Origin of the sequence: Marinomonas arctica, assembly GCF_003259225.1 — a bacterium.
In the GTDB taxonomy this organism is placed as follows: domain Bacteria; phylum Pseudomonadota; class Gammaproteobacteria; order Pseudomonadales; family Marinomonadaceae; genus Marinomonas; species Marinomonas arctica.
The window spans coordinates 30555-43232 of sequence record NZ_QHJF01000004.1; the positions used below are offsets into that span (position 1 = coordinate 30555).

Here is a 12678-nt window from a genome sequence, read left to right on the forward strand (position 1 = left end):
TGACAAGAAGAAGAGATAGGGTTCCGTCATGCGTATGTTATTGATTGAAGACAATGAGAGTTTGGCCGACTCGATTCGTGTGTATTTCAGGAATTTAGGTCATCCGATTGATTGGATTGGTTCGGTTGAAAAAGCCGAATCCAGCCTATCTTTTGCTGATTTTGATATGCTGATTTTAGATATCAACTTGCCAGGAAAGAGTGGTTTTCAGCTATTGCAGAGTTTACGTAATCAAGGCAACCGTATCCCTGTTTTGGTATTAACGGCTCGAACCGAAGTCGATGATAGGGTCAGTTCATTAGATTTTGGGGCGGATGATTATCTAGCAAAACCCTTTGATTTTCGTGAGTTAGCGGCTCGTTGTCGTGCGCTTTATCGTCGTGAGCGTGGTGGTGCGAGCAACGAAATACAGTGTGGTAATTTGGTCTATGACTTGGCTGCGCACTCTGCCAAAGTGAATGACGTAACCTTAGATTTACGACCAAGAGAATTACAACTGTTGGAACTTTTTCTAAAAAATCTGGATCGGGTGCTGACGAAAGATGACATTGCTAATCGGCTTTACAGTTACGATGAGGCTTACACGCCTAATGCTATAGAACAAACTCTAACACGTTTAAGAAAACAGTTGGACGGCTCTACTTTGATCATTAAGACCATTCGTGGTTTAGGGTATTTAGCGCATGTCGATGACTGAAAAAAGCTATTCAATACGAGCTCGGATGTTAGGGCGCTCTGCCATTTTGCTGTTGTCTATTTTTATCATTTTGAGCCTTGGAGTTTGGCATTATGCGCGTCAGTCAGCCAATTATTCCTATGATAGACTGCTCAATAGTGCCAGCTTGTCTATCATGGAGGGATTACATGTTTATGGCAAACAAGTGGATCTAGATTTGCCTTATGCCGCGTTTGAAATGATGCAGCTTGCCGATCAAGATAAGGTGTTTTATCAGGTATTGGGCACTCAAGGCGAGCTGATTACTGGCTATGCTGATATGCCTTTATCTGATGAATTTAACGAAGAATCTCCCATTTTTTTTTACAATGCACATTATTTATCTGAAGAGGTTCGTGTGGTTATCCGGCACAAAAGATTGTCTGAACCTGCTGTATCTGGTTGGGTGACCGTGGTATTAGCTCAAACACTGAGGGCCCGACATCAAATGATGAGCGATATCCTATATCGTAGTTTTGTCGTACTGTTTGGCATTATGGTTTGCGTGATGATTGTGCTGTGGGTGGCGATTAATCGCGCTCTTGAGCCACTCAGCTCTATTTCCAAAAGCCTTGCTTCACACTCACTTTTATCGGCTGAACCCATTAAAGCCACGCCCATTCAAGAAGTCTCTCCTTTGGTCAGCGCAATTAACGATTACCAAGCACAGCTGTTATCCAACCTAGCTGTGATGAAGCGTTTTATCGCCGATGCCAGCCACCAAATTCGTACTGCACAAAGTGCTACGCAAGCTCAATTGGACCTTGCCAGTCAAAGTCAAAACCTTGCGGATTTACCTGAGCATTTAGATAAAATCCGCAAAGAACACGAGCGTTTGACGCGTTTAACGAACCAACTGCTCACTCATGCTATGGTAGTGCATCGAGGCGATACTGCGGTGACGGAAAAGGTGGACGTTGAGAGCGTTATGAAACAGCTATTAACGGAGTGTGTACGGGACAATGTTCATCGTTTGATAGAGTTTTCTTATCAATGTGAGCGAAAATTACCCTTGTTGATGGGGGATTCGATCAGTCTACGAGAGGCGGTTCGGAATCTCTTAGATAATGCTGTGTCTTATGGCTCTGAGCAAAATCAGATAGAGATCTGTCTGCGAACGGATGCCACTGGCATCGATATTATGATTGACGATGCTGGCCCTGGTATTCCTATCGAATTGAGAGCAAAGGCGTTGGAGCGTTTTCAGCGCTTGGATAATGGATTAAGTGGTTCTGGTCTTGGTTTGTCTATTGTTACCAGTGTTGTAGAGGCGCATGGCGGTAATTTTTTCTTAGAAGACAGTCCGTTAGGTGGGCTTCGGGCGCGGCTACGCTTGCCCAATGAGGCTGTATCATGAAGCTATTAAGCATCTTGATTATACTGCTGGCCAGCAAAGCCTTTGCCGAGTCGGCGGCATTGGAAACCGTGTGGGAAAGCGACAAATTAACTGTATACAGTGCGACAGATTTAAATGCCATTGCTCCTGTTCTGCAGGCTTTTAGAATACAAAATCCTAATATCAAGCTCGAATACCATGAATTTAATACACAAGAGCTTGATCGAGCCATCAGAGCTAAGCCTTTAGCAGATCAACCGGATGTGGTCATTAGCTCCGCTATGGATCTTCAAGTCCGATTGGTGAATGATGGCTATGCTCAGCCTGTTTTGGGCGAAGCGGTTGAGGCCTTACCTAGTTGGGCCAATTGGCGTAATGAAGTGATTGGCTTTACTTATGAGCCGATTGTGTTTGTATACAACAAGGAGGCTTTTGAGGAGAAAACCGTTCCACTGACTCATGAGTCATTGGCGAGCGCCATGCGTCTTGAGGATGATTTCTTTGCCCATAAAGTAGGTTCTTATGATGCGCGCAGCTCTGGTATTGGTTACTTGGTGGCTACACAGGATGAAGTAACTTCAAGCATTAGCGGGCGTTTACAAGAAAGTTTAGGTCGGGCTCGTACCAAAGTTTATGGACAGACCTCAGTATTGTTAGATGATATTACTTCTGGGAAGCTGATTTTTGGTTATAACTTATTAGGTTCCTATTCATTTGCACGTGAAAAACGAGACAGCCGCATTGGTGTGGTGATTCCACAAGATTATGCCTTAGTGGTAAGCCGTGCGGTGTTTATCTCCAAACAAGCCAAGCATGTGTCTAATGCGCAACGCTTTGTAAATTTCTTGATATCCAAAGAAGGGCAGGAAGTGATTGCGAAAAAAAGTGAATTGATGGCCTTGACCCCAGATATCGATGCTCTTGTGTCACGGCAAAATTTACAGGATCAGACTATTAACTTTCACCCCATTCCATTAGGGCCTGCTTTAATGGTCTATCTTGATGATTCGAAACGACGACGCTTTATTAAAGCGTGGGAAAGTGCTTTGTTGTCCATCAAGCCTAACCCATAGAGACAACTTAACGTTGATAAAAAAACAGCCCTTTTTGTTATCAAAAAGGGCTGTTTTTATTAAAGTGTATCTTATTTAGAGCGGTAATTAGTCGTTCATGCTGCCCAATTCAAGCAGTGTTGCGTTGCCGCCGATGGCGGTGGTGTTGTTAGACACGGTGCGTTCAGTGACAAAACGAAGAATGTAATGCGGTTTGGCGATCACGCTTAGGTGTTGTGTATCGGTTTCTTCAATCAATTGGCAAATCAAACCACTCTTCGCCGCAAGGCGTTGGCTAAGCTGTTGTGCTTGCGCTGGGTCGCACAGTACAGCAATGCCAGCTAAGTGGTCTGCTTCGATCAAAGAATCTTGAGCGGATTCGGCAATGTTTTGAATGACGCCTTCGGCTACGAAGGGCGAAATCATGTCCATGATTTCTTGACCTGTCGGGCCGACGGTAATCACAGGGTTGCCTGCAATAAGCGCCGCAAACACTTGGCCGACTAAACCGACTCTGGCGTTGTCGCCTTCGATCAAAGACATGCAAAGAAACACACCACGGCCTTGGTTGGATAGTTCGTTACGTTCACCTGTCGGACCAGGCATGAGGCGTGTGTCAGCGATGGATTGTTTGGCGTTATCGATCTGCCAAGCGGCCATTTTTCTCTGTTCATTGGTAAAAGAATAAAGGGCTTGCTGTAGTTTGTCAGCGCGGCCTTTTACACCAAGCTTGTCCCATGCTTCGAATATTTTTTGAGCGACCTGAATTTGGATAGGTTGTACGATTGTCATAGTAATGTCTCCCCTTAAAGGTCTTGCTCAATAGCGAAGCGTTGAAGGTAATGTGGGCCGCCAGCTTTCGGTCCTGTGCCGGATAAACCTTGTCCGCCGAAAGGCTGAACACCCACCACCGCACCGACTTGGTCGCGGTTGATGTACAGGTTACCCACGCGAGCGCGACTAGCAATGCGTGCGCACGTGGTTTCATTACGGCTGTGAACCCCCATCGTCAAGCCAAAGCCTGAGTTATTGATGGTGTCGATGATCTTGTCTAAGTCACGTGCTTTGTAACGAACAACGTGCAGGATAGGGCCAAATTTCTCATCGGTTAGCTGATCAATGCTGTTGATCTCAAACGCAGTTGGCGCAACGAAAGTGCCTTTTTCTGCAAAATCAGGCAAATCAGTTTGGGCGATCAATTTAGCATTCGCTTTCATGTATTCGATGTGATCAAGCAGCATTTTTTGTGCTTTTTTATCGATAACCGGACCCACATCTGTGCTATGTAGGTAAGGTAAGCCAACGCTTTGCTCTGCCATGGCGCCTTTGATCATCGGAATAACGCGATCTGCGATGTCTGCTTGTACAAACAAGACGCGCAATGCAGAACAACGCTGACCCGCGGAGGCAAAGGCTGAACGGACGGCGTCACGAACCACTTGTTCAGGCAATGATGTTGAATCCACCAACATGGCGTTTTGACCGCCCGTTTCCGCAATAATAGGTACAGGTGCCACGCCACGCGCCGCTAGGGTACGGTTGATTAATTGTGCTGTGCCGGTGGAACCGGTGAAAGCAAGGCCAGCAATGCGCTTGTCGCTCGTTAGTGGAGCGCCAACGGTGGCACCGTCACCCGGTAACAAGTGAAGTACGTCAGTCGGAACACCTGCTTGATGCAGCATTTCTACCGCACGAGAAGCAATCAAGCTGGTTTGTTCTGCAGGTTTTGCCACTACTGTGTTACCCACGACAAGCGCCGCAACCACTTGACCGGTAAAGATGGCCAATGGGAAGTTCCATGGGCTGATACAAGTAAACACGCCGCGGCCGTTTAGCTTGGCTTGTTTTTCTTGGCCTAAGAAATCTGTGTAGCGAGTTGGATTGGCGAAGTGGCTACGGGCTTGTTGAGCATAATAGCGACAGAAATCCACCGCTTCACGTACTTCGTCGATGCTGTCTTGGATGGTTTTACCCGCTTCACGGTGGCAAAGCGCCATCAATTCGGCGTAGTTCTCTTCCATCAAGTCGGCCATTTTATCTAGGCAATCTGCTCGTTCTGTCGCTGGACGCGCAGACCACGCAGGGAAAGCGGCTTCAGCCAGGTCAATGGCCTTGGTAACAGTCGCTGCGTCTGCCCAGTCAATTTGCCCTGCGGTTTGGCTGTGGTCGTAAGGGCTTGCAATAGAATGCGTTTGACCTGTGGCTACTTTCTCGCCACCCACGATAGGGAAGGCACGCCATTGAGTGTCTTGTCCCATAAATGGGGCAATTTTTGCCTTGAAAGGCGTCCATTCTGATTCGATTTCAATGTTTGGACCAAAGGAGTTTTTACGGTCGTTAAACAAGGCGGATGGCAGCGCAATGTGCGAGTTCGCTAGAGATTTACGACTTTCTAGCGTAGTGACTGGGTGGTTGATTAGCTCAGCAATGGGGTAACTAGCATCGATCAAACGGTGAACGAATGAGCTGTTGGCGCCGTTTTCGAGCAGACGACGAACCAAGTAGGGAAGCAAATCTTTATGGCTACCAACGGGTGCGTAGATGCGTACACAAATGTCGCTGTCTTTGATTAAGCGGTTATAAAGCGCATCGCCCATACCATGTAAACGTTGGAATTCGAATTCTTCTGTCGTCGCACCTAACTGTTTGGCTAGGCAGCTAATCGTCGCGATAGTGTGCGCATTATGGCTGGCAAACTGTGGGAAGATATTGGCACGAGTGTGTTCGCTCAATAAGAAGTGCGCACACGCTAAGTAAGAAACGTCGGTGGATTCTTTGCGAGTGTAAACGGGGTAACCATTGATGCCGCGTTGTTGGCACATCTTGATTTCAGAATCCCAGTAAGCGCCTTTTACAAGACGCACAGGAATACGATCACCTTGCTCTTTAGATAACGCCGCCAACCACACTAAGACCGGTAGCGCGCGTTTAGAGTAGGCCTGAACCACAAGACCGAACAAGCCCCATCCTTTGGTGCATTCGTCACGGAAAAGCTTCTCAAACAAATGCAACGATAGCTCAAGACGATCGGCTTCTTCAGCATCGATTGTGATGCCAACGTTGAGCGCACGGGCCTTGGTGATTAAACCTTTTACACTGGCAAAAAGTTCGGTCATAACACGTTCTTCACAACCGACTTGATAACGTGGGTGCAGAGCGGAAAGCTTAATAGAAATCGTTGGGCGGTACTTTTGGCTATAAGTGTCTTTACCGACAGATTCAACCGCTTGCTCATAAGAGCGTAAGTATTTGTCGGCATCTTCCGCGGTTAATGCGGCTTCACCCAGCATGTCGAAAGAATAAGTGTAACCCTTGTCGCGGTAGCTTTTACCACGGGATAAGGCTTCAGTGATGCTGCGGCCTAGAACGAATTGATGCCCCATGATTTTCATCGCTTGGTTCATCGCTTTACGAATCACTGGCTCAGAAACACGATTTACCATGCGGTTAACCAAATTGGCTGGTGTGCCGTCTTTTTTCTCGCTCATGGTGACGATTTTACCCGTCAATAATAAGCCCCAAGTCGATGCGTTCACGAAAAAAGAGTCGGAATTTTTTGCGTGAGATGCCCAGTCAGCGACGCTCAAACGGTCTTTAATAAAAGCGTCTGCGGTTTCTTTATCTGGTACGCGCATCAAGGCTTCTGCCAAACACATCAGCAAAATGCCTTCTTTGGTGTCGAGACTGTATTCCAGTAGCAAGGCGTCAATCATCGACATGCTGTCGTCGTCTTTGCGGACTTCCGCGATGAGCGTGGCGGCGGCGTCAGTTTGTATTGCCAGCTCTTCTTCAGACGGCTTCGCCAAAGGCAGTAGTTCGTTTAACCACTTCTCTTCGTCCATATTGTAAAGAGGGGAAATGAGCTGCCACAATTCATTAAGTGGACGCTGAATGAAGTTAGGTTGTAACACCTCAATCGCTTTAAACATGGTTGAATTCTCCCGCGTTAACATAAAAAATCGACGGATTTTTTATTAAGGCCGCATATTGTTATAGAGCATTAAGCGCTTTTTTGACTATTTCTTTGCTCTGTACCGTCAAAAAAATGCATGTCTGGATAATGCTGACACTTTAGTGACAGAAGAGAGTCACTGTCTTTCGAAAAAATCGTTTTTTTTTATAAGAAAGTCCGACTGAACAAGAATAAATACAGCGTAGACTCATTCTGGTTCAGGCGCGTCTAGGAAACCATAAAAGTGCCTACAAATAGGGCGTAATATGGCATTTTAGGATGAAAAAGAATTAACGATTACCGAACTGCTTTTGATACTTTAATGGCGTAATGCCAAGGGTTTGGGAAAACACATTGGTCATGGCGCTTTGGCTGGAAAAGCCACACATTTCAGCCACTTGAATGGGGGGAACACCTTCCGCGAGCAAGCTTTGTGCACGTTCTAAACGCTTGCGCATGAGGTATTGGTGCGGCGTCATACCAGTACGATCTTTAAAGCGCTCATGAAATTGACTGACGCTTAAAAAGCAGAAATTCGCCAACTGATCAATGTGCACTCGGCGAGACAAATTCAGTTCAATAAATTGGTCAAGTTTATCAATATCTAGATGATTGCCACGGGTGCGAATGTCTTTATTGTTGACTTGATGGCGAATGGCGCTGAGTAAAGTGTTGCCACAGGCGCGTGCCAAAATCAGATCATTTGGGTATTGCTGTAATTCGCCAGACAACGCCGAGGCTAATATCTGCAAACGTGGATTAAGCTGAAAATAGGCCGCTTGGTCGAACAAACGAGAGACGATTTCGTATTCTTCGTCGGTAATACCTTTCTGCGGTGGGATCGGCAGATTGACGACCATGATGCGATTTTCCCCCAGACCCGCAAATGCATGACTGTTCTCTGACGGAAGAATACAACCTTCGCCAGTGTGCAGTTGTTTGCCTTTGCCTTCGATATCGAAATCGGTATTGCCATCTAATACGACCACTAATTGATGATAATCGTGATCGTGAGCATCCGCTTCGTTTGGCAGGCTGAAAACATCGGAATCAGACTGAGTCAAAATGCACCTTTGAGTAAATTAAGAGAAGAAGTATAGCGAGCTTATAGTGGCTTTAGTAGCGTATTTTTTTGGAGATAACGGATTTTATCGTTCTTTTATCGCCTTAATGCTTGTTCTAATGAGGCTTTTTGGTACTGACTGATGAACGACGTGGCTGGAAAAGTGCAACGCGATGCTCTGCCTTAATGGCAGCACCGCGTTCACCGGCGTTTTGTTTTTTTACTCAGTAATGCGAACAACAAGATTGCCCAATGCACCCGGTTTTAAAACGTCTTCATGGGCCTGCCCGAGCTCCTTCAGGGCATAACAATGACGAATCACGGGCTTTAAAACCCCTTTTTCAAACAAAGGGCGTAAGGCTTTTGCAATTAAGGCCAATTCATTAGGTTTGGTATTGGCTAAAGCCACACCCACCACGGACGCATCACGAGCCATCAAGTCACGTGGATTAATCTCCACTGTGCCACGATTGCCCACGACAGCGACACAACCGCCAAAAGCCAAGGCTTTTAAGTCTTGATCTAAGTTGTGATTGGCGAGCATCTCGATAACAATATCAAAACCAGTGTCTAACGATTGATAAGGTGCAAGATGGTCTGCTTCATTGTGCATAATGACGTTAGTTACGCCTTGCTCGCGCAATAAAGCTGCGCCAGCGGCTGTACCAGAACTTGCGACTACGTCCATGCCTGCGGCTAAGGCAAGTTGTACGGTTGCAATGCCAACGGCACCCGTTGCGCCATGTACCAACACCTTGTCGCCTGCTTTACCATTTGCGCGCCCAAACAAAGCACGGTGAGCGGTGGTATAAGGAATGCCTACACAAGCGCCTTCCTCAAACGAGAGGGCATCTGCTAAAGGGTAGGTGTGTGTTGCGGCACAAGCGGTAAACTCAGCAGAAGAACCGCTGAGATTACGACTGAAATAAACACGCTGACCAATCGCAAAACCGGTTACGTTAGCGCCTAGCTCAACAATCGTACCGGCGCCATCAGAGCCAGGCGTGTGCGGAAACTTAGCTGTGTAGTTGTTGGTGCCAGAGCGAATATAAGTGTCTACTGGGTTCACCCCAGCTGCGCCAACTTGTACCAAAATTTGGTCTGCTGTGATGCTTGGCTTTTGAGCCTCAACCAGCGATAAATCGCTGGCTGGGCCGTAGTTCTTAATCTGCATAGCTTTCATATTGAACTCCTAGTCGGCATAGACCTGTTCTGGTAGCCAAGTCGCCAGTTCTGGCCAAATCGATAACATGATTAACACGAAAATTTGAATCAGGATAAAAGGAATAACGCCTTTGTATATTGACTGAGTTTTCAGTTCAGGTGGCGCGACACCACGTAGGTAAAACAGTGCAAAACCAAAGGGCGGGGTTAGGAAAGACGTTTGCAAATTGATCGCCATCATAATGCCTAACCAAATTGGATCTAACCCCATCGCTAACAATACTGGCGCTACGATGGGCACCACGACAAAGGTGATTTCGATAAAGTCTAGGATGAAGCCAAGGAAGAACATCAGCAGCATCACCACGATCATCGCGCCAACCACACCACCAGGAAGCTGGGAGAAGAAATCCTGAATTAACTCTTCACCACCAAAGCCTCGGAATACCAAAGAGAACAATGACGCCCCGATTAATATCATGAACACCATGCTAGTGACTTTGGTGGTGGAATAGACGGCATCTTTTAGGGTCGTTATGCTGAGTTTCCCGCTGCCCCAAGCCAATAGGGCCGCACCCAGTGCGCCAACACCAGCCGCTTCGGTAGGCGTTGCGATACCACTAAGAATCGACCCAAGTACCGCAAAAATCAACAATAAGGGTGGTAGTAGCCCTTTAAACAGTAAAATGACTAATGGCTCAGTGGAACCATTACGAAGCTCTTCACGGGGCACGGCAGGGGCTTTATGTGGCTGTAACCAAGCCACCATAATGACGTAAAGAATGTACAGTCCAACCAAAAGCAAACCTGGAATCAGCGCACCGACAAAAAGGTCCCCAACCGATACGGTTTTTGGTGAGAACACTCCCATGTCCAATTGCGCTTTTTGGAACGCATTTGACATCACATCACCCAATAACACCAACGCGATGGAGGGGGGAATGATTTGACCTAATGTGCCGGTAGCACAAATGGTGCCCGCTGCCAAAGCTGGATCGTAGCCACGGCGTAACATGGTAGGTAAGGAAATCATCCCCATGGTGACGACGGTCGCGCCGACAATCCCAGTACTGGCAGCGAGTAACATACCGACCAGAATCACAGAAATCCCCAAGCCCCCACGTAAGCTTCCAAACAGCATGGCCATGGAATCCAATAATTTTTCCGCCAATTTGGATTTTTCTAACAATACTCCCATTAATACAAAAAGTGGCACAGCGATGAGCGTCTCGTTACCTACAATACCAAACAAGCGATTGGGTAAGGCTTCTAGGAACACACCATCAAAGGTACCGAACATGGCGCCGACTGCCGCAAAAATCAGTGCCGTACCACCTAAAGAAAACGCCACAGGATAGCCAAATAATAAGCACACGCATACGCCGGCAAAAAGCCACAGTGGAATAAATTCAGCCATTAGTTTTGTCCTTTCGCGTGTCTATTAATTGGGGAGCGGGCCGCGTTTATTACGCCAATATTTTTTAGAATATCTGCTGTACCTTGAAGAATCAGACTCACCATCATAATGGGAATCAGCGTTTTAAGCAGATACACAAAAGGCAAACCGCCAGGTTCTGCGGATGTTTCCATTACTCGCCAAGAGGCGCTGACGTAATCCAAGCTTAGATATGCAGTGTAAAGCGTGAAGGGTAAAAGGAAGAAAACACCACCAATAATATTGACCCACGCTTTTTTGGTTACCGAAAAACCACGGTAAAAAACATCGACCCGAACATGTTCGTCGTCTTTGAGCGTATAAGCGGCTCCTAGCATAAACACCATCGCGTGTAGATAAAGAACCGATTCTTGCATGGCCGTAGAGCCAATACCAAAACCATAGCGTAGAAGCACGATGAAGCAAGTAAGCAGCATCATAGCTAATGTAAACCAAGCAACGCATTTTCCCGTGTAATGGGAAATCGCCTCAGCCGCACAGATTAATTTGTTGAACATGAAAGTACCCACAGTTTTTTTAATCATTATGATCGGATGGTTAAAGTAGAGGTCAGATCCTTAAAAATTATGCCTAAAGCGTCTGATGTCTTTCATTAGAAAATCCGGACGGCTAGTCTATTGGATAACGCCACGCTTGGGAATATTGTTGGCGTCTTGAAACCGCCGTTTGAATGTGTTTCCTGTCTATTGTAGAGTCCCCAAACTCTTATTTGATGCTAAGGAAATCATGTTTCTTTCTACTGTTTTTGTATGCACCGCTAATTTTTTTTGAAATATTTCATTCTTTAACATTTTTGTCACATATCTTTTCTATAGTTAAAAACATCGAACGAGCTATGGGCACTTGCTCATAAAATTTTGATTGTTACCACTGAGGTTTATGTGATGAAAAAACTAGTTGCGGGTTTAGCAATGACAGCAGCAGTAGGCGTTTCTTTTAACGCTTTTGCAGATGTTGATGCCGATTTAATTTCTTACAGCAAAGCAAGTGGCGTTTCTGGCAACATTTCAAGTATCGGTTCTGATACTTTGGCAAACTTGATGACATTGTGGGCGGAAGAATTTAAGCGCTTATACCCAAATGTTAACATTCAAATTCAAGCGGCTGGTTCTTCTACTGCGCCACCAGCATTGACAGAAGGTACATCAAACTTCGGTCCTATGTCTCGTGCTATGAAAGACAAAGAAATCGCTGATTTCGAGAAGAAATATGGCTACAAGCCAACAGCTATTCCAGTAGCGATCGATGCGCTAGCGGTTTTTGTTCATAAAGATAACCCAGTGAAAGGTTTGTCTCTTCCTGAGATCGATGCGATCTTCTCTTCCACACGTAAAGGTGGACACAGCGAAGACATCACGACTTGGGGTAAAGCCGGTCTAACGGGTGCTTGGGAAAATCGTGATATCCAGTTGTTTGGTCGTAACTCTGTATCTGGTACTTACGGTTACTTTAAAGAAAACGCCCTTTATAAAGGCGACTTTAAAAATAACGTAAACGAGCAACCTGGTTCTGCATCTGTTGTACAGTCTGTTTCAACGTCTCTAAACAGTATTGGTTATTCTGGTATCGGTTATACCACCTCTTCTGTACGTGCATTGCCATTGTCGAAAAAAGAGGGTGATGCCTATGTAGCGGCAACGCCAGAAAACGCAGCAACTGGTAAATACCCATTGTCTCGTTTCCTTTATGTTTACATTAACAAAGCGCCAAACAAGCCGTTAGAACCAATGCAACGTGAGTTTGTTAAGATGGTGCTTTCTAAAACTGGTCAAGAGGTTGTCGTAAAAGACGGTTATGTTCCTCTACCAGCAAAAGTGGCTAACAAATACCTAAGCGATTTGGGTATTAACTAAGCAACGCGGTAGCGAGCTACGAATGAGATACTTAAAGTGGGAGGGCTGAAACGCTCTCCTACTTTTCTTGCTTCGTAGGTTGTCATA

General features: G+C 46.1%; 10 protein-coding genes. 4 read left to right on the forward strand and 6 right to left on the reverse strand.

Annotation, left to right across the window (positions count from 1 at the left end; translation table 11 throughout):
* The first annotated feature begins 28 nt into the window (after nt 1–28).
* The 3 genes from DK187_RS02905 to DK187_RS02915 are packed head-to-tail and all read left to right on the forward strand — an operon-like array spanning nt 29 to nt 3124.
* A complete protein-coding gene (locus tag DK187_RS02905) occupies nt 29–697 on the forward strand; it encodes a response regulator transcription factor (protein WP_111605845.1) in 669 nt (222 codons plus the stop codon).
* Nucleotides 684–2072 (forward strand): sensor histidine kinase, encoded by a 1389-nt coding sequence (locus DK187_RS02910; RefSeq protein ID WP_111605846.1) that lies wholly within the window; start codon nt 684–686, stop codon nt 2070–2072. The genes DK187_RS02905 and DK187_RS02910 overlap by 14 nt, the downstream gene beginning before the upstream one ends.
* Nucleotides 2069–3124: an ABC transporter substrate-binding protein gene (locus tag DK187_RS02915; RefSeq protein WP_111605847.1), complete on the forward strand. Its 1056-nt coding sequence runs from the start codon at nt 2069–2071 to the stop codon at nt 3122–3124. The genes DK187_RS02910 and DK187_RS02915 overlap by 4 nt, the downstream gene beginning before the upstream one ends.
* Before the next feature lie 87 nt (nt 3125–3211).
* Here DK187_RS02915 and DK187_RS02920 read toward each other — a convergent pair whose 3' ends face one another.
* The 6 genes from DK187_RS02920 to DK187_RS02945 all read right to left on the reverse strand — a co-directional run bounded on the left by DK187_RS02920 (nt 3212) and on the right by DK187_RS02945 (nt 11235).
* On the reverse strand, nt 3212–3895 hold the full coding sequence (locus tag DK187_RS02920; protein ID WP_111605848.1) for a 1-pyrroline-5-carboxylate dehydrogenase: 684 nt from the start codon (nt 3893–3895) through the stop codon (nt 3212–3214).
* Nucleotides 3896–3909: 14 nt separating this feature from the next.
* Nucleotides 3910–7032, reverse strand: coding sequence for a bifunctional proline dehydrogenase/L-glutamate gamma-semialdehyde dehydrogenase PutA (gene putA, locus DK187_RS02925; protein ID WP_111605849.1), 3123 nt, complete (start codon nt 7030–7032; stop codon nt 3910–3912).
* Nucleotides 7033–7345: 313 nt separating this feature from the next.
* On the reverse strand, nt 7346–8119 hold the full coding sequence (locus DK187_RS02930; protein WP_111605850.1) for a helix-turn-helix domain-containing protein: 774 nt from the start codon (nt 8117–8119) through the stop codon (nt 7346–7348).
* A 219-nt stretch (nt 8120–8338) separates the two neighbouring features.
* On the reverse strand, nt 8339–9301 hold the full coding sequence (locus DK187_RS02935) for an NADPH:quinone reductase (protein WP_111605851.1): 963 nt from the start codon (nt 9299–9301) through the stop codon (nt 8339–8341).
* Between the two features lie 9 nt (nt 9302–9310).
* The gene (locus tag DK187_RS02940) at nt 9311–10699 is read right to left on the reverse strand and encodes a TRAP transporter large permease (protein WP_111605852.1); all 1389 of its coding nucleotides are present in this window, start codon (nt 10697–10699) and stop codon (nt 9311–9313) included.
* Nucleotides 10699–11235, reverse strand: a complete 537-nt coding sequence (locus DK187_RS02945) for a TRAP transporter small permease subunit (protein WP_111605964.1) — start codon at nt 11233–11235, stop codon at nt 10699–10701. Before DK187_RS02945 ends, DK187_RS02940 begins: the two co-directional genes overlap by 1 nt.
* A gap of 387 nt (nt 11236–11622) precedes the next feature.
* Between DK187_RS02945 and DK187_RS02950 the strand changes: the two genes are divergently transcribed.
* Complete coding sequence (locus DK187_RS02950; RefSeq protein ID WP_111605853.1) at nt 11623–12591, forward strand: PstS family phosphate ABC transporter substrate-binding protein; 969 nt, start codon at nt 11623–11625, stop codon at nt 12589–12591.
* Nucleotides 12592–12678 lie beyond the last annotated feature (87 nt).

Bases quoted from the DNA above. Each gene is read 5' to 3' on its own strand.
- DK187_RS02905 (WP_111605845.1), top strand. From the start codon at position 29: ATGCGTATGTTATTGATTGAAGACAATGAGAGTTTGGCCGACTCGATT.
- DK187_RS02910 (WP_111605846.1), top strand. From the start codon at position 684: ATGTCGATGACTGAAAAAAGCTATTCAATACGAGCTCGGATGTTAGGG.
- DK187_RS02915 (WP_111605847.1), top strand. From the start codon at position 2,069: ATGAAGCTATTAAGCATCTTGATTATACTGCTGGCCAGCAAAGCCTTT.
- DK187_RS02920 (WP_111605848.1), bottom strand. From the start codon at position 3,895: ATGACAATCGTACAACCTATCCAAATTCAGGTCGCTCAAAAAATATTC.
- putA (WP_111605849.1), bottom strand. From the start codon at position 7,032: ATGTTTAAAGCGATTGAGGTGTTACAACCTAACTTCATTCAGCGTCCA.
- DK187_RS02935 (WP_111605851.1), bottom strand. From the start codon at position 9,301: ATGAAAGCTATGCAGATTAAGAACTACGGCCCAGCCAGCGATTTATCG.
- DK187_RS02940 (WP_111605852.1), bottom strand. From the start codon at position 10,699: ATGGCTGAATTTATTCCACTGTGGCTTTTTGCCGGCGTATGCGTGTGC.
- DK187_RS02945 (WP_111605964.1), bottom strand. From the start codon at position 11,235: ATGTTCAACAAATTAATCTGTGCGGCTGAGGCGATTTCCCATTACACG.
- DK187_RS02950 (WP_111605853.1), top strand. From the start codon at position 11,623: ATGAAAAAACTAGTTGCGGGTTTAGCAATGACAGCAGCAGTAGGCGTT.